Raw genomic sequence first — 15,087 nt, 5'->3', positions numbered from 1 at the left:
GCCTCAGTGCCCGGGGTCGTCATCCTTCCACGGAGCCTGCAGGTAGCGGGTGCGGTTGAAGGTTTCCAGCCACTCCGGGCAGAACACCACCAGGGCGCTGACCACCATGCCGTTGATGAACGCCTCGGGGAAAATGATCAGCCACAGGTAGCCGATAAAGTCCTCGATCCACTCTGGCATCACGAATCGCCCGTCCAACCACAATAGGCCCAGAGCGGCCAACAGGCACAGTAGCGCCGCCAGCGCAGCGGCAAAAAAGCCCGAGCAAAAGATGTACACGAAGAGGTTCTTGGGCTGGGCGCGCTCCACCAGAATCGCGCAGGCTTCGGTGATCATCACCGGCAACACGATGAACAGCAGGCCGTTGACGCCCATGGCGGCGAGGTCCTGGCGCCCCATCATCACCAGCCCCGCCTGGGCCAGCAAACCACCGACAATTGCCAGCGGCCAGTCCAGCAGCAAGGTGACGGCGGTCATCCCGATGAAGTGATACGACACGCCGGTTTCGAAATCACGCCTGACCAGCCACAACGCGAACAGCGCGAATACCGTTCCGAACAACAGGTGCTGACGGCGGCTGTCGGTGAACAGCTCGACCCAGCGCGTGCGTGCCATCGCCCACACCAGTAACACGATATAGCCGATCCAGCCCAGGATCAGGCTCTGGTCAGACAGCACTTGAGCATCAATCACAGCACCTGCACCCTTCTGCGGTGAACGTGATGGCAGTCTACACCCCAAGAATGAAGCGCGGCATACGGCGCCAAGCGCATGACTTTATTCATGAAGACACAATTGAACGCTAAGCTTGTCCCCATGGACGACTCAGATTATTTGCGCCTGCTCACCATTCAGGCCGAACAAGCCAATGCGTTTCTTTCCAATGCCCGTAAATGGGAACGTGAGCGTTGGGTGTGCCAGCGCCTGCTGCAAGGCTTGAACATTCCCTACCGCAGCGAAGACTTCACGCCCGCCGGGCAGGAACCGCCCGATGTGTTGTTTCGCGATGCCTCGTTCGAGGTGTTTTTTGTGCTCGACGAAGGGCGCCGTCTCAACGACGAATGGCGTGAAGAGTTGCAGCGCCGGCGCAGTGCCTTTTCCCTGAGCCAACTGGTGCGCCGCGAAGCCCGACCACGCAGGATCAGCGCCCAGGAGCTGCTGCAGCGCCTGGCACCGACGCTGCGCAAGAAAGCCCACAACTACCAGGAACGCGGGCTGGACCTGAGCGAACTGGACATCATCGCCTTCGCCAGCCTCAAGCGCGAAGTGCTCGACCTCAACAGCCATTTCCCCCCACCCACCGAATACCTGCGCCAGGGCTGGCGCTCGCTGTCACTGGTGGGGCCGACCTTTGCCCGGGTGCTGTTCGCCCATCCCGATGCACCGGATTTTCTGCGCGGCAACCTGGGGCGCAGCATTGTCTTCGACGTTGGTATCAGTCTCTGAGCTGGCCCCCTGCCAACGCGTAATGGCATAAATTTCGCGCCGATGATACAAAGCGCAATCATTCGTCATAAAGGCTGCGGCGTGACTGCACGTGGGGCCCGGTTCAAACGACTACAGTGAACCCTGTAGCTTCCCTTCAGTCACAAGCGTCTACCTGACGAGGCCCTCATGACCAGCCGCCTGAATCCCGAAGACCAACGTCGTGTCGATCAATACCTGCAAGCCCCCCAGCATCAAGTCGAGCGCAAGCCTTTCCGGCCGTGGCTGCTCCTTTGCATGGTGGTGCTGGTGACCATTGGCCTGGGCCTGTTGAGCCGCCTCTTGAGTAACCTGGTGCTATGAGCTGCCTTGCGCTCGCCCAATCCGCCCGCCCTGTGCGGCCGCCCACTCGAGACCCGAATTCCGTAAACCTTATGAGATATCCCCATGACTCACCGTATCGTGATTGTCGGCGGCGGCGCCGGCGGCCTGGAACTGGCGACCCGCCTGGGTAAAACCCTGGGTAAAAAGGGCACCGCCAATATCACCCTGGTCGATGCCAACCTGACGCATATCTGGAAGCCGCTGCTGCACGAAGTGGCCGCCGGCTCGCTGAATTCCTCGGAAGACGAACTGAACTACGTGGCCCAGGCCAAGTGGAATCACTTCCAGTTCCAGCTCGGCCGCATGAGCGGCCTCGACCGCGAGAGCAAACAGATCCAGCTGGCTGCGACCCTCGATGAAGAGGGTCGTGAACTGCTGCCTGCCCGTACCCTGGGCTATGACACCCTGGTCATCGCCGTGGGCAGCAATACCAACGATTTCGGTACCGAAGGTGCGGCGCAGCATTGCCTGTTCCTCGATACCCGCAAGCAGGCCGAGCGCTTCCACCAGCAATTGCTCAACCATTATCTGCGCGCCCACGCGGGCGACCAGGCCAATGAAACCATCAGTGTCGCCATCGTCGGTGCCGGTGCCACAGGCGTGGAGCTTGCCGCCGAACTGCATCACGCGGCGCACGAACTGGCGGCCTATGGCCTGGACCGCATCCAGCCCAAGGATATGCACATCACCCTGATCGAAGCCGGTCCGCGGGTGCTGCCAGCCCTGCCGGAGCGCATCAGCGTGCCGGTGCACAAGACCCTGGAAAAACTCGGCGTTACGGTAATGACCAACGCGGCCGTGAGCGAAGTGACTGCCACCGAGCTCAAGACCAGCAACGGCGATGTTATCCCGGCCAGCTTGAAAGTGTGGGCCGCGGGTATTCGGGCGCCAGGCTTCCTCAAGGACATCGACGGCCTGGAGACCAACCGCATCAACCAATTGATGGTACGCCCTACCCTGCAAACCACTCTGGATGACGACATCTTCGCCTTTGGTGACTGTGCTGCCTGCCCACAACCGGGCAGTGATCGCAACGTGCCGCCACGGGCGCAAGCCGCCCACCAGCAAGCTTCGATGCTGGCCAAGTCGATCAAGGCGCGCCTGGAAGGCAAGCCACTGCCGACCTACGCCTACCGTGACTATGGCTCGCTGGTATCGCTATCGCGCTTCTCGGCGGTGGGCAACTTGATGGGCAACCTCACCGGCAGCGTGATGCTTGAGGGGTGGTTGGCGCGGATGTTCTATGTGTCGCTGTATCGGATGCACCAGATGGCGCTGTACGGGACGTTCCGCACGCTGATGCTGATGCTGGGCAGCCGGATTGGCCGGGGCACCGAGCCGCGCCTGAAGCTGCACTGACCTCGCCAGGCAATACTGCCCTGTGTTGGCTGTTGTGGCCTTCGCGGGGCACGCCCGCTCCTACCTTGTGGGCAGAGGGCTATTTGAGTACTCGATAGGTGCTCTGTACAAAGCCATTCTCGAAGGTGGTGCTGCGCACATGCTGCAGCGCCACATCCTCCGCCAACGGCCCGAACAGGCTGATCCCACGACCCAGTAATACGGGAATGCGGGTGATGGTCAGCTCATCCAGCCGCCCCTCTCGCAAGAAGCTCTGGATCACTTTGCCGCCGTCCAGGTACAGACTCTTGGCGCCTGTCTGTTGCAGGTGGTCAATGAGGTCGGCCAATGGCCCCGGGTGCACCTCGACGTTTTGCCCCGCATCCGCCTGGCTCAGGGTGCTGCTCAGCACCACGACGCGCTTGTGCGGGTAAGGCCATTCGCCAAAGGTCAGGACTTTCTCGAAGGTGTTGCGCCCCATGACCAGGGTGTCGATCGTCGCCATGTAGGCGGCATAGCCGTGGTCGTCGCTGGAGCTGGTGGCAACCATCAGCCAGTCCAGCTCGCCACTTTCGCGGGCAATGAAGCCGTCGAGGCTGGTGGCGATGTACACGGAGGTCTTGAGGGTCATTGGCAGCTCCCTTGCAGATCGAAAGCCGGATAGTAGCAGGCAATGTTGCAGGCTGCAGAAACGAAAAAAGGGCACCTTTTGCAAGGTGCCCTTCTTTCTGAATATGGTCGGGGTAAGGGGATTCGAACTCCTGACATCCTGCTCCCAAAGCAGGCGCGCTACCGGACTGCGCTATACCCCGGTAAAAAAAAGGCACCAATTAAGGCGCCTTTTTTAATGGCTGGACGCTAATGGCGTTCCAACCTTTTAAGATTCAAATCCAGCGAACCGGACTCGAAAATGGTGGGTCGTGTAGGATTCGAACCTACGACCAATTGGTTAAAAGCCAACTGCTCTACCAACTGAGCTAACGACCCAAAAATGGTCGGGGTAAGGGGATTCGAACTCCTGACATCCTGCTCCCAAAGCAGGCGCGCTACCGGACTGCGCTATACCCCGGTTTGAAATTTGGCTCCGCGACCAGGACTCGAACCTGGGACCCAATGATTAACAGTCATTTGCTCTACCGACTGAGCTATCGCGGAACTATCAATTTCAAGTACTGCAATTTCGAAAACTGTATCACTACCGCTTCGAACTCTTCGACCTTGTGCATCGCTGCGTTCATGTCTCTGAGGCGCGCTATTCTACAACCTTCAAAACCCTTGTCAACCCCTAATTTGCATTCAACTTACTGATTTGCAACTTTTTTTCAGATTCCCAATTTTGCCGGGAAGCTGCGGGGCGACATACAGCGGGGCGCACTTTACAAGCACTCGAGAAAAAATGCAAAGAAAAAAAAGGCCTCGAAATCGAGGCCTTAGCGTAACCCACCGAAAAATCAGGCGAAGACGATTTCTTCGCCCTCGACCTTGGCCGTGATCGACGTGCCAGGCAGGAACTTGCCAGACAGTATCAGCTGCGCCAACGGGTTTTCGATCCAGCGCTGGATCGCTCGTTTCAGCGGACGTGCACCGTAGACCGGGTCGTAACCGACGGCGATCAGTTTATCCAACGCCTCGTCGCTCAGCTCCAGGCTCAGGTCGCGCTCAGCCAGGCGGCTGCGCAGACGGCCCAACTGAATCTGGGTGATGCCAGCGATCTGGTCACGGCCCAACGGCTCGAACACCACGACTTCGTCGATACGGTTGACGAACTCTGGGCGGAAATGCGACCCCACGGCGTCCATCACCGCAGCCCGTTGTGCCTCACGGTCACCGACCAACTCCTGGATCTGCGCCGAGCCCAGGTTGGAGGTCATGACGATCACGGTATTACGGAAGTCCACCGTGCGCCCGTGGCTGTCAGTCAGGCGACCGTCCTCGAGCACCTGCAGCAACACGTTGAACACATCCGGGTGAGCTTTCTCGACCTCGTCGAGCAGCACCACCGCGTAAGGTTTGCGCCGCACCGCTTCGGTCAGGTAACCGCCCTCTTCATAACCGACGTAGCCTGGTGGTGCACCGATCAGCCGCGCCACGGAGTGTTTCTCCATGAACTCGGACATGTCGATCCGCACCATCGCCTCTTCGGTATCGAACAGGAACTCTGCCAGCGCCTTGCACAGCTCGGTCTTACCTACACCGGTCGGACCGAGGAAGAGGAACGAGCCACTTGGCCGGTTCGGGTCAGAGAGCCCTGCGCGGGAGCGACGCACGGCGTTGGAGACTGCCACCACAGCTTCTTCCTGACCGATCACCCGCTCATGCAGCAGGCTCTCCATCTTCAGCAGTTTTTCCCGCTCGCCTTCGAGCATCTTGGCCACGGGAATGCCAGTCCACTTGGACACAACTTCAGCAATTTCCTCTTCAGTCACTTTGCTACGCAGCAACTGGTTCTCGGCCTTGCCGTGCTGGTCGACCATCTGCAGGCTGCGCTCCAGATCCGGGATTACCCCGTACTGCAGCTCGGCCATGCGGCTGAGGTCGCCCTTGCGCCGAGCTGTTTCCAGCTCCTGGCGGGCCTGTTCGATTTTCTGCTGGATCTGGGCAGAGCCCTGCACTTCGGCTTTTTCCGAAGTCCAGACTTCTTCCAGGTCCGAATACTCACGTTCCAGGCGCTCGATCTCTTCGGTGAGCTTCTCCAGACGCTTGAGCGCGGCCTCGTCGTCTTCTTTCTTGAGTGCCTGGGATTCAACCTTCAGCTGAATCAAGCGGCGCTCAAGGCGATCGAGCACTTCGGGCTTGGAGTCGATCTCCATGCGGATGCGGCTGGCCGCTTCGTCGATCAGGTCGATGGCCTTGTCCGGCAGCTGCCGGTCCGTGATGTAGCGATGACTGAGCTTGGCGGCGGCAATGATTGCGCCGTCGCTGATCGCCACCTTGTGGTGCACCTCGTAACGCTCTTTGAGGCCACGCAGGATAGCGATGGTGTCTTCTTCGCTCGGCTCCTCCACCAGGACTTTCTGGAAACGCCGCTCAAGGGCTGCGTCTTTCTCAATGTACTGGCGGTACTCGTTCAGGGTGGTGGCGCCCACGCAGTGTAGTTCGCCACGGGCCAGGGCCGGCTTGAGCATGTTGCCGGCGTCCATGGAGCCTTCGCCCTTACCAGCGCCGACCATGGTGTGCAGCTCGTCGATGAACAGGATGATCTGCCCTTCCTGCTTGGACAGCTCGTTGAGCAGGCCTTTGAGGCGTTCTTCGAACTCACCGCGGAACTTGGCACCGGCAATCAGCGCGCCCATGTCCAGCGACAGCAACCGTTTGCCTTTGAGACCGTCAGGTACTTCGCCGTTGATGATGCGCTGGGCCAGGCCTTCGGCGATGGCCGTCTTACCTACGCCAGGCTCACCGATCAGCACCGGGTTGTTTTTGGTACGACGCTGCAGCACCTGGATAGTGCGGCGGATTTCATCGTCACGGCCAATCACCGGATCGAGCTTGCCGTCTTCGGCACGCTTGGTCAGGTCGACGGTGTATTTGTCGAGGGCCTGACGCGACTCTTCGGCGTTGGGGTCGTTGACCGCCTCGCCGCCACGCAGGTTGCTGATGGCGTTCTCCAGGGCTTTCTTGGTCACGCCCTGGCTCAGCAGCAATTTGCCGAGCTTGCTGTTCTCGTCCATGGCGGCGAGCAGCACCAGTTCGCTGGAAATGAACTGGTCGCCCTTCTGCTGGGCCAGGCGGTCGGCCTGGTTGAGCAGGCGCGCCAGGTCCTGCGACATGTTGACGTCGCCGGTAGGGTTCTGGATTTTTGGCAGTTGGTCGAGTTCTTTGCCCAATGCCTTGCGCAGGCTGTTGATGTCAAAGCCGACTTGCATCAGAAGAGGCTTGATCGAACCGCCTTGCTGGTCGATCAACGCTTGCAACAGGTGAGCAGGCTCGATGGCGGGATGGTCCATGCCAACGGCCAGTGATTGGGCGTCGGATATCGCGAGTTGTAGCTTGCTGGTCAAACGGTCTATTCGCATAAGTTACCTTCCTTTTTGGGCAGGTCGGAGCGATGGACACACCAGAGGGGTGAACCTGCCTGAGATACCCTTATAGATAGGGGTGATTTAAGCGGATTCAAGGTAAGCGGCTACGAATCAAGGGGTATGACTGCCCCATATGAGTAACAGTTTATAACTGGCCGGGTCAGCGTGGCTCAAGCCAGACAAGCGAGGCGAAGCGTCCACCCTGCGGGGTACGCCGATAAGAATAGAAGCGTGGATCGCTGACCGTGCAGAAACCGCCCCCAAACACCGCCTCTACTCCACGTGCAGCCAGTCGCAGGCGAGCCAGAGTATAGATATCGGCCAGCAACTTACCCGGTCGGGCACCGGGTACGAAGGCCTGGGCAGTTTCCGGATGGACGGTCGTAAAGGCCTCGCGCACTTCCAGGCCCACTTCAAAGGCTTGCGGGCCAATGGCCGGCCCCAGCCACACCAACACCTCTTCAGGCGCCAGGGCCAAGCGATCGAGCGTTGCCTCGATGACGCCGCTGGCAAGGCCGCGCCAGCCTGCATGAGCCGCCGCTACCCGCGTACCGGCACGATCGCAGAACAGCAACGGCAGGCAATCGGCGGTCATTGCCGTGCAGGCGATACCGGGGATGGCGGTCCAGCTGGCGTCGGCCTCGGCGATCACGCCTGGGTCGGCATCGGCCACCACCACGCCATGCACTTGCTTGAGCCATGCTGGCTGGATCCCGAACTCGGCAGTGAGGCGCCGACGATTCTCGGCCACCGCAGCAGGCTCATCGCCCACATGGTCACCGAGGTTGAAGCTTTCATAGGGCGGCAGGCTGACCCCACCGGCCCGCGTGGTGACGCACGCACGGACCCCGGCTGGCGCTGGCCAGTCCGGGATCAGCAGGTCGCGCGCCAGCTCACTCATCCGACGAATGCCTCGCGGTCCTGCTTGAGCAGCGACAGCAGCCAGACGAAGTCATCCGGCAGCGACGACTCCCAGCCCATGCGCTCGCCGGTCACCGGGTGATCCAGCTCCAGGAAGCGCGCGTGCAGGGCCTGACGCGGGAAAGTCTTGAGCGCGTCAACCATGGTCGGGTTGGCCGCAGGCGGAATACGGAAGCGACCGCCATACACCGGATCACCGACCAACGGGAAGTTCACATGAGCCATGTGCACGCGAATCTGGTGGGTACGCCCGGTTTCCAGCTTGACCCGCACATGGGTGTGGGAACGGAAGCGCTCCAGCACGCGGTAGTGGCTGACAGCCGGCTTGCCGCCTTCTGTCACCGCCATGCGCTGGCGCTGGCCACCGTGGCGACCGATCGGGGCGTTGATCTTGCCACCGGCGGTTACCACACCAATCACGATGCATTCATAGATGCGGCTGACACTGCGGCTTTGCAACTGGGCAACCAGCTGAGTCTGCGCCTGGATGGTCTTGGCCACCACCATCAGACCGGTGGTGTCCTTGTCCAGACGGTGGACGATACCGGCGCGCGGTACATTGATGATGTCCGGCACGTGGTGCAGCAGCGCGTTTAGCAGCGTGCCGTCGGCATGACCCGCAGCCGGGTGGACCACAAGCCCGGCAGGCTTGTTGATCACCAGGATGTGGTCGTCCTCATAGACGATATCCAGTTCGATATCCTGGGCCACCCACTCGCCCTGGGCCTCCTGCTCGGCGTCGAGCGCAAGCAGCGAGCCGCCGTGGACGATATCGCGTGGACGCAGGACCGCGCCATCGACCGTCAGGCGCCCCTCCTTGATCCAGGTGGAAAGGCGCGAGCGCGAGTGCTCAGCGAACAATTGGGCGGCGACTTGGTCGAGGCGTTGCCCGCCCAATTCGGACGGCACCTCTGCGCGAAGTTGAATGATCTCGGACATGCTCGAATCAGCGGGCGGCACAGCCTTTGGTTTCGACTGCACGCTTGTGGTTAAATACGACGTCTTTTGCCCCGGAGGTTGCACCGGGGTGCTCATCATAACAGGACGGCCACGCCCAAGACAGCGGCCGTCATAGGGACGCAAGCCGCTATGCAAGTGAAACACCTGCTGCTGATCGCCATCCTCGGACTCACCGCTGCTTGTTCTTCGAAGGAAGTCGTCGACGAAAACCTGAGCGAAGCCGAGCTGTACCAGCAGGCGCAGGCCGACCTGGACAACCACAGCTATACCAGCGCCACGAGCAAGCTCAAGGCCCTGGAGTCGCGCTATCCGTTCGGTCGCTATGCCGACCAGGCGCAACTCGAGCTGATCTACGCGAACTACAAGAACGCCGAGCCTGAAGCCGCCAAGTCGGCCGCCGAGCGCTTCATTCGCTTGCACCCCCAGCATCCAAACGTCGATTACGCCTACTACCTCAAGGGCCTGACTTCGTTTGACCAGGACCGCGGCCTGCTGGCGCGCTTCCTGCCACTGGACATGACCAAGCGCGACCCGGGTGCCGCCCGCGACTCGTACAACGAGTTCGCCCAGCTCACCAGCCGCTTCCCCAACAGCCGTTATTCGCCAGATGCCAAGCAGCGCATGATCTACCTGCGCAACCTGCTGGCCTCCTACGAAATCCACGTGGCCGACTACTACCTGACCCGTCAGGCCTACGTCGCCGCCGCCAACCGTGGCCGTTATGTAGTCGAGAACTTCCAGGAAACCCCATCGGTCGGTGACGGCCTGGCGGTGATGACCGAAGCCTACATGCGCCTGCACCTGGACGAGCTGGCAGCCACCAGCCTTGAGACCCTCAAGCTCAACTACCCGGATCACCCGAGCCTGGTCGACGGCCAGTTCGAACCCAAGCAAGATGAAGCCGACAACCGCTCCTGGCTGTCCAAGGCGACCCTGGGCCTGATCGAGACCGATACGCCGCTGCCGCCGGGTGAAACCCGCGCCAACCAGGACGTGATCAAGCAGTACGAAGACGCCAAGGAAGCGATTCCGGCCGAACTGCTGCCAAAAGACGGCGACGCCGTTGAAGAAGAAGAGCACGAAGCGGAAGGCAACAACGACGACCGTTCCTGGTTCAGCTACATGACCTTTGGCGTGTTCGACTGATTGAACCGGCAACAAGATAAAGGGAGGCCCAGGCCTCCCTTTTTTCTTGTCCCGGCCCTAGACTTGAGCCTCTTCACTGACAAAGCTGGACACCATGGTTCGCCTACTTTTCTGGATCGCCCTGATTGCCGCTGCCTTCTGGCTGTGGCGCAAGTTCAAGGCCAGCAACGCTGCTGCGCCCGACAACGGCCTCGAAGACCCGTTGAAGATGGTGCGTTGCGCACATTGCGGCGTACACCTGCCCAACGACCGCGCCCTGCGCCTGGGCTCGCAGTGGTACTGCAGCCAGGCCCATCTGGAGCAAGGGCCTGGACAGCAGCGCTAGGTTTTCGATTCATCGCCACGGGGCAAGCCCGCTCCCACTGACTGTAGGAGCGGGCTTGCCCCGCGCGGCATCTAGATGAACCGCCCAGCCGGCGCATACGGCAGCGGATCGATAATCGATTCACGCCCCAGCAGCAGGTCGGCAAACAGCTGGCAGGAGGCTGGCGCCAGCACCAGGCCATTGCGGTAATGCCCGCAGTTCAGCCACAACCCTTCAAAGCCTGGCACTTCACCGATGTAGGGAATGCCCTCGGGCGATCCCGGACGCAGGCCGGCCCAGTGACCAACCACCTCCGCTCCGGCCAGTGCTGGCAGCAGTTCGACGGCTGAAGCCTTGAGGCTTTCCAGCGCTTCTTCGGTCGGCGTCTTGTCGTAGCCGGCATGCTCCAGGGTGCTGCCTACCAGGATGTGCCCATCACGCCGAGGGATCGCATAGCGCCCTTTGGCCAGCACCATGCTCGGCAGGAAATCTTCGGCGCACTTGAACAGAATCATCTGGCCCTTGACCGGTTCGACCGGCAGGTCGAGGCCCAACGGGCGCAGCAGGTCGCCGCTCCAGGCACCCGCCGTGAGGACCACGCGATCCCCCCAAATGGCACCATCGGTCGTCTCGACCCCCGTGATCCGTCCACCTTCGCGGCTGAACCCGGTAATTTCACAGTGCTCGCGAATGCTCACGTTGGACATGCCCTGCAAGGCAGCCTTGAGCGATTTGACCAGACGCGGGTTACGCACGTTGGCCACACCGGCCATATAGATAGCCCGCTGGAAACCGGCCCCCAGCACCGGGACGGCGTCATAGGCGGCAGATATATCCACAGCGCTCAATGGCCGCCTTTCTCGCGCGGCCCACTCCAGCGCCTGGGCTTCGTCTTCCAGATCGAGCCAGTACAGACCGGTGGTGTGTACTTCAGGGTCGACCCCGGTACTGGCGAACAGGCGCTCGCCCAGCTGTGGATAAAAGTCCTGCGACCAGTGCGCCAGCGCCGTCACGGCCGGGCTGTAGCGCCAGGGGTAGAGGGGTGACACGATGCCGCCGCCGGCCCAGGAAGACTCCTGGCCCAGCGCACCACGGTCGCACAGAATTACCTGCTCCACCTCGGCCGCGAGGTTGAACGCAGTCAGCAGGCCGATCACCCCGCCGCCGACTATCACTACTTGCTTGGTCATCTATCGATCCAATTTCTGAAGTAAACCGCGAAAACCTTCAGCCACCCCAGCACCCGTCGACGCCTGCCGCACTCGCAGGGTTGCTGCGTACGCCCGGCTGGTCGAGCTGATAATCACCACATGAGTCCGTCATCATCAGGCTGCCGGGTATGCGGCGTGCCAGGAGGGTGAAAGATTCGCTGTCGCGCACCGCATGCAAGCTGTAGTGGGCAGTGCCGCTGGCCAACGGCGTCGCCACGGTGTCGGTGTCGCTGTAGTGTCCTGCGCGCGAATAATGGCGCTCCAGGTGTTGGGCGCTCTCGAACAGCAGGCCGACAATTTCCGTGCGCGCAGATTTTCTGATCTGGTCGCGGTAGCTGGGGTAGGCAATGCTTGCCAGAATGCCGACCACGGCGATGACAATCAACAGTTCGATCAGGCTCAAGCCCTTCTGAAGGTTCATTCATCTACTCCCTAATAGACCTGGCGCCAGAGGATTCGACGCCATTGCCCGTGTTCCGGGCCGACCGGCTGTGCGATCACACTTTCCAGCACGCTGCGGGCTGGGCCGTTGCGAGCCACCGCGGTTACCCGATAGAGGTTTACGGGCTGCTCGGAAGGCATGAGCCTGGCCTTGGTGCTTTGCCCCAGGGACTGGATGAGATAGAGCCCGTCTTCCGCAGCGAGCCATGCAAGGCCGGAACTGGCGCCAACACCGCTGTAGACGCCCGCTGCGGTGACATAACCGGCTTCCGGCGGTGGCAGGCAAAAACCGCAAGGGGGCCGGTGCGCTGACGCTGTGGCTTCGCCCTTTTGCAGCATGCGCTGCGCCCGCTCGAAGGTCTGCATCACCGACTTGAGGTTATGCGCCATGCGCTCCTGCTGGATGGCACTGGCCATCACCGAGACGCCGAGCATTCCCAGCAACAGGCCCCATACCAGACTGAACAACAGGACCAGGCCGCGCTGGCTGCTTACGCTCATGACCCGGCCACCGGATTGCCCAGGGCGACGCTCGTCTGGTAGTTCTGGGGCCTGACACGCTGTTGTGGATCTACCAGTGTGAGGCTCAGCCGTACACCGGATACGGTCAGGTCGCTGCTCTTTAGCAGTTCGACGCGCATGTCCCCTACCCCGTCCACCAACACCGCGGTCATGGACCCACTAGTGAGATACAACTGATCGCCCGCCAGCCGGTAGACCTGACGACGGATGGGCAAGGCGAACTGGCCGGCAGTGGGCGGCGCGGTACCGGCGTGTACACTGGCCACCGTTCGACAGTCCGTCAGCAAGGTCCAGTTGGGACGACCGCTGGCGTGCAACACCTCACCACTGATCAGGCCAAGCTGTTGCAGGCGCCCGTCAGGCCCCTGGGTCAACACCAGCGGCCGGGCAAATACGGCCGCCGCTCCCGGGTCGACAAAGTCGATCTCATCGTGGTGCAGGCAGCCGAACATGCCTGTCATACGAATATCCCGGGCCAGATGCTGCAGCGCCTGGCGCGCATCCTCCTGCATCCTCGCCGCCACCGCCTGCACCTGCCAGGACTGGCTCGCGGCCAGGAACAGACGACTGCCGCCCAGCAACAACACGAGCCCCAGGCTCAAGGCCACCAGCAACTCCAGCACACTCAATCCGCTCTGCCGGCTCATGGGCCAACCTGCCCGTCACCTGCCTGAGCGTGAGCACGAGCCTGCTCCAGCACACCTTGCGCCACGTAGATTTCCTGCGTGCTGCGCATGGCGCTTTCGGTGGCCTGCAACCCTCGCACTTGCAAGCCTGCGACAGCGAACAGGCCCAAGCCCAGCACCGCCATCGCCACCAGCACCTCAATCAGCGTCATACCTTGTTGCTGCATGCCATCCATGGCCAACCCCCGACTTTTCCACAGCACATTGCCCATACGGCCGACTCGACGTCGGCCGTATGGATCTGGAATCTATAGCGAAGCACTTCCAGGGAAGGATGCACGGTGAGGCAACAAGGGGTAACACTGGTACAAATGTTGTTCGCGCTGGCCCTGCTGGGGATGCTGACCCAGCTAGGAGTCCCCGCCTACAGCGATATGAGCGCAGGGCTACAACGGCAAGCGGCTGCCACGGACCTTGCCCGAACGCTACGCACGGCCCGCAGCGAAGCGCTGCTGAGGAACAGCACGGTGCAAGTGCAGGCAATGGAGGAGAACTGGAGTAATGGCTGGCGAATGGTTCTGGAACAAGACAGCCAGCTGTTGCATGAGTGGCGCCGCGATGGTCGAGCGACCATAGTGGGGAATCAGCCAGTAATGCGGCAGGTGAGCTTCAATGGGCTGGGCGTGCCACTGCAGCAAGGCGGTGGCTTTCAGGCCGGGACACTGCATGTTTGCCAGCGCCCCGAAGCCATCAGCCATTACCAGATCGTGCTCTCACCCAGTGGCAGGGTGAGCCTGCGCGAGGAACGAATCCTGCACCCGCTGTGCGCGGGTGCAGGATCAAATCAGTGAACGAACGCGCAATTCCTTGGGCATCGAGAAGGTGATGTTCTCTTCGCGACCGTCCAGCTCTTCGGCACCGGTAGCGCCCCACTCCCTGAGTTGCTGTATCACGCCACGCACCAGCACTTCCGGGGCCGAAGCGCCGGCAGTGATACCAATTCGCTCGACGCCATCGAACCAGCTTTTGTCGAGGTCCTCGGCGCCGTCGATCAGATAGGCCGGTGTTGACATGCGCTCGGCCAGTTCACGCAAGCGGTTGGAGTTGGAGCTGTTCGGGCTGCCCACTACCAGGACCACATCACACTCGCCGGCCAATTGCTTGACCGCATCCTGGCGGTTCTGGGTGGCGTAGCAGATGTCATCCTTGCGCGGCCCGCCGATATTGGGAAAGCGCGCACGCAGGGCATCGATCACCCGGCTGGTGTCGTCCATCGACAAGGTGGTCTGGGTCACGAAGGCGAGCTTGTCGGGATCGTTGACCTGCAGGTTGGCAACGTCCTCCTCGTCTTCGACCAGGTAGATGGCACCGCCATTGCTGGCGTCGTACTGACCCATGGTGCCTTCGACTTCCGGGTGGCCTTCGTGGCCGATCAGAATGCACTCACGGCCGTCTCGGCTGTAGCGTGCTACCTCGATATGCACCTTGGTGACCAGCGGGCAGGTTGCGTCGAATACCTTCAGGCCTCGACCGGCCGCTTCCTGGCGCACGGCCTGGGAAACACCATGGGCGCTGAAAATGACGATGACGTCATCCGGCACCTGGTCCAGTTCTTCGACAAAGATCGCACCCCGCGCTCGCAGGTCTTCGACCACGAACTTGTTGTGTACCACTTCGTGGCGCACATAGATCGGCGGGCCAAAAACTTCAAGCGCGCGATTGACGATCTCGATCGCCCGGTCCACGCCCGCGCAAAAGCCGCGGGGGTTGGCGAGTTTGATTTGCAT

General features: G+C 61.4%; 17 protein-coding genes and 4 tRNA genes. 6 read left to right on the top strand and 15 right to left on the bottom strand.

Annotation, left to right across the window (positions count from 1 at the left end; translation table 11 throughout):
- Positions 1-3: 3 nt before the first annotated feature.
- Positions 4-693, bottom strand: coding sequence for an energy-coupling factor ABC transporter permease (locus NPS58_RS07960; protein WP_274114910.1), 690 nt, complete (start codon positions 691-693; stop codon positions 4-6).
- A gap of 123 nt (positions 694-816) precedes the next feature.
- On the opposite strand from NPS58_RS07960, the gene NPS58_RS07955 reads away from it, so the two are divergent.
- The 3 genes from NPS58_RS07955 (at position 817) to NPS58_RS07945 (ending at position 3,168) form a co-directional block, all read left to right on the top strand.
- On the top strand, positions 817-1,446 hold the full coding sequence (locus NPS58_RS07955) for a DUF1780 domain-containing protein (protein ID WP_028944616.1): 630 nt from the start codon (positions 817-819) through the stop codon (positions 1,444-1,446).
- A 168-nt stretch (positions 1,447-1,614) separates the two neighbouring features.
- A complete protein-coding gene (locus NPS58_RS07950; protein ID WP_036989987.1) occupies positions 1,615-1,788 on the top strand; it encodes a DUF3094 family protein in 174 nt (57 codons plus the stop codon).
- An 84-nt stretch (positions 1,789-1,872) separates the two neighbouring features.
- Positions 1,873-3,168 (top strand): NAD(P)/FAD-dependent oxidoreductase, encoded by a 1,296-nt coding sequence (locus NPS58_RS07945; RefSeq protein ID WP_274114907.1) that lies wholly within the window; start codon positions 1,873-1,875, stop codon positions 3,166-3,168.
- A 79-nt stretch (positions 3,169-3,247) separates the two neighbouring features.
- Here NPS58_RS07945 and NPS58_RS07940 read toward each other — a convergent pair whose 3' ends face one another.
- From NPS58_RS07940 to rluD, 8 genes are all read right to left on the bottom strand, one after another.
- Positions 3,248-3,778, bottom strand: coding sequence for a dihydrofolate reductase family protein (locus NPS58_RS07940; protein WP_274114904.1), 531 nt, complete (start codon positions 3,776-3,778; stop codon positions 3,248-3,250).
- Between the two features lie 104 nt (positions 3,779-3,882).
- Positions 3,883-3,959: transfer RNA gene (locus NPS58_RS07935), tRNA-Pro, on the bottom strand.
- 99 nt (positions 3,960-4,058) lie between these two features.
- Positions 4,059-4,134, bottom strand: a tRNA-Lys gene (locus NPS58_RS07930).
- Between the two features lie 5 nt (positions 4,135-4,139).
- Positions 4,140-4,216: transfer RNA gene (locus NPS58_RS07925), tRNA-Pro, on the bottom strand.
- Positions 4,217-4,226: 10 nt separating this feature from the next.
- Positions 4,227-4,302: transfer RNA gene (locus tag NPS58_RS07920), tRNA-Asn, on the bottom strand.
- A 296-nt stretch (positions 4,303-4,598) separates the two neighbouring features.
- Positions 4,599-7,163, bottom strand: a complete 2,565-nt coding sequence (gene clpB / locus NPS58_RS07915) for an ATP-dependent chaperone ClpB (RefSeq protein WP_274114902.1) — start codon at positions 7,161-7,163, stop codon at positions 4,599-4,601.
- A gap of 166 nt (positions 7,164-7,329) precedes the next feature.
- The gene (gene pgeF / locus NPS58_RS07910; RefSeq protein WP_274114900.1) at positions 7,330-8,070 is read right to left on the bottom strand and encodes a peptidoglycan editing factor PgeF; all 741 of its coding nucleotides are present in this window, start codon (positions 8,068-8,070) and stop codon (positions 7,330-7,332) included.
- Positions 8,067-9,029: a 23S rRNA pseudouridine(1911/1915/1917) synthase RluD gene (rluD, locus tag NPS58_RS07905; RefSeq protein ID WP_274114898.1), complete on the bottom strand. Its 963-nt coding sequence runs from the start codon at positions 9,027-9,029 to the stop codon at positions 8,067-8,069. Before rluD ends, pgeF begins: the two co-directional genes overlap by 4 nt.
- 150 nt (positions 9,030-9,179) lie before the next feature.
- Here rluD and NPS58_RS07900 point away from each other — a divergent pair, with 150 nt between their 5' ends.
- Positions 9,180-10,196: an outer membrane protein assembly factor BamD gene (locus NPS58_RS07900; protein ID WP_274114896.1), complete on the top strand. Its 1,017-nt coding sequence runs from the start codon at positions 9,180-9,182 to the stop codon at positions 10,194-10,196.
- 94 nt (positions 10,197-10,290) lie between these two features.
- A complete protein-coding gene (locus NPS58_RS07895) occupies positions 10,291-10,521 on the top strand; it encodes a PP0621 family protein (protein WP_274114894.1) in 231 nt (76 codons plus the stop codon).
- 71 nt (positions 10,522-10,592) lie between these two features.
- On the opposite strand, the gene thiO is transcribed toward NPS58_RS07895, so the two are convergent.
- From thiO to NPS58_RS07870, 5 genes are read right to left on the bottom strand one after another with little or no spacing between them, the layout of a single operon-like run.
- Positions 10,593-11,690 carry a glycine oxidase ThiO gene (gene thiO / locus NPS58_RS07890; protein ID WP_274114892.1) on the bottom strand — a complete coding sequence of 366 codons (1,098 nt, stop codon included), beginning with the start codon at positions 11,688-11,690 and terminating at the stop codon, positions 10,593-10,595.
- Positions 11,691-11,727: 37 nt separating this feature from the next.
- Positions 11,728-12,132: a type IV pilin protein gene (locus tag NPS58_RS07885; RefSeq protein WP_274114890.1), complete on the bottom strand. Its 405-nt coding sequence runs from the start codon at positions 12,130-12,132 to the stop codon at positions 11,728-11,730.
- An 11-nt stretch (positions 12,133-12,143) separates the two neighbouring features.
- A complete protein-coding gene (locus tag NPS58_RS07880) occupies positions 12,144-12,653 on the bottom strand; it encodes a pilus assembly PilX family protein (RefSeq protein WP_274114888.1) in 510 nt (169 codons plus the stop codon).
- On the bottom strand, positions 12,650-13,321 hold the full coding sequence (locus NPS58_RS07875) for a PilW family protein (RefSeq protein ID WP_274114886.1): 672 nt from the start codon (positions 13,319-13,321) through the stop codon (positions 12,650-12,652). The genes NPS58_RS07880 and NPS58_RS07875 overlap by 4 nt, the downstream gene beginning before the upstream one ends.
- Positions 13,318-13,572 (bottom strand): type IV pilus modification PilV family protein, encoded by a 255-nt coding sequence (locus NPS58_RS07870; RefSeq protein ID WP_274114884.1) that lies wholly within the window; start codon positions 13,570-13,572, stop codon positions 13,318-13,320. The genes NPS58_RS07875 and NPS58_RS07870 overlap by 4 nt, the downstream gene beginning before the upstream one ends.
- Before the next feature lie 99 nt (positions 13,573-13,671).
- Between NPS58_RS07870 and NPS58_RS07865 the strand changes: the two genes are divergently transcribed.
- Positions 13,672-14,151, top strand: a complete 480-nt coding sequence (locus tag NPS58_RS07865; protein WP_274114882.1) for a GspH/FimT family pseudopilin — start codon at positions 13,672-13,674, stop codon at positions 14,149-14,151.
- Here NPS58_RS07865 and ispH read toward each other — a convergent pair.
- A complete protein-coding gene (ispH, locus tag NPS58_RS07860; RefSeq protein ID WP_274114880.1) occupies positions 14,140-15,087 on the bottom strand; it encodes a 4-hydroxy-3-methylbut-2-enyl diphosphate reductase in 948 nt (315 codons plus the stop codon). The two genes, NPS58_RS07865 and ispH, sit on opposite strands and share 12 nt — an antisense overlap.

The organism is Pseudomonas putida (assembly GCF_028682455.1).
Taxonomy (GTDB): domain Bacteria; phylum Pseudomonadota; class Gammaproteobacteria; order Pseudomonadales; family Pseudomonadaceae; genus Aquipseudomonas; species Aquipseudomonas putida_AA.
The sequence above is the reverse complement of the archived record's forward strand: the minus strand, read 5'-3'. Positions and strand labels throughout refer to the sequence as shown.